This window comes from Cellulomonas citrea, assembly GCF_009829685.1.
In the GTDB taxonomy this organism is placed as follows: Bacteria; Actinomycetota; Actinomycetes; order Actinomycetales; family Cellulomonadaceae; genus Cellulomonas; species Cellulomonas citrea.
Genome location: NZ_VWSD01000356.1, coordinates 1 through 608 on the forward strand (window position 1 = coordinate 1; position 608 = coordinate 608).

Genomic DNA, 608 nt, shown 5'->3' on the forward strand with positions numbered 1-608 from the left:
GATGAGCGGGGCGAGACGTTCGGCGAGCGCCGGGTCCTCCCGCCCGGTCCAGGCGAGCGGGGCACCGTCGGGCAGCGCGAGGTCGTCGTACCCGTCGGCGGCCAGCCGGTAGGTGTCGCCGACGCGGTCGAGGTCGGGCGCGGCCAGGCGGAGCAGGGTCTCGACGGCCCGGCGGGACAGCGCCGTCGCATCGACCAGGTCGGCGATGGTGGCCGGTTCGCGCAGCCGGCGCAGCACGCCGCGGTGCCGCCGGGAGGTGACCGACAGCTCGTCGAGGTGCGCCTGCACCTGCTGCCTCGCCTCGGTCACCGTGCTCCTCGTTCCGTCGGGGTCGGCCCGGCCGACCTGCCGCAGGATACGCAGGGAACAGCGCCGCGCCGCACGGGCGTTGACCCGACGTGCCCACCGACCCCGCCGCCGCGCTGACCGCCCGCGCGCACGAGGTCACCGCACGGCTGGCCGCCCTGGACGCCGACCTCGCGGTGGTGCGCGACGCCCGCGGACCCGAGCAGGCCGATGACGAGCACGACCCCGAGGGCGCGACCCTCGCCGACGACCTCGCCCGGCTCGTGGGTCTGCGCCGGGCGGCGGCCGAGGAGCTGGCGGCG

General features: G+C 78.1%; 1 protein-coding gene and 1 pseudogene. One reads left to right on the forward strand and one right to left on the reverse strand.

Annotation, left to right across the window (positions count from 1 at the left end):
• Positions 1–309 (reverse strand): hypothetical protein (locus F2B26_RS16695; RefSeq protein WP_201292817.1); only part of this gene is annotated, 309 nt, incomplete at its 3' end.
• Positions 310–398: 89 nt separating this feature from the next.
• On the opposite strand from F2B26_RS16695, the pseudogene F2B26_RS16700 reads away from it, so the two are divergent.
• Positions 399–608, forward strand: a pseudogene (locus tag F2B26_RS16700) (TraR/DksA family transcriptional regulator); the annotation flags it as partial.